This window comes from Parvimonas sp. M20, from assembly GCF_035282425.1.
GTDB lineage: Bacteria > Bacillota > Clostridia > Tissierellales > Peptoniphilaceae > Parvimonas.
Genome location: NZ_JAYKBQ010000311.1, coordinates 1 through 228, shown reverse-complemented (window position 1 = coordinate 228; position 228 = coordinate 1). Strand labels below are relative to the sequence as shown.

Below are 228 nucleotides of genomic sequence, written 5' to 3'. Positions count from 1 at the left end.
AACAAGATGCATTACAAGAAGAAAAGAGATTAAAAGTCGCTAAATTTTATAGTTTTTCTGATAATGAAGAGCCATCTGCTATTGGAGATTTAGAGGAAGAAAATTTTGAACCGTCAGCTATGGATTCTACTGCTAAAGAGTTCTTGAATATGTCGATAAATTACTATAATAAACATTTTAAGTCAAACTTTTCAACTGAAGTAAAGGAATTTCAAAATTATTATTCTG

The 228-nt window shown here is 28.5% G+C and carries 1 protein-coding gene; it reads left to right on the top strand.

The window, feature by feature from the left end; all coding sequences use genetic code 11:
- Window positions 1-228, top strand: a 228-nt coding sequence (locus VJI93_RS09340; RefSeq protein ID WP_324009410.1) for a type I restriction enzyme subunit R domain-containing protein, incomplete at both ends; no start/stop codon positions are given.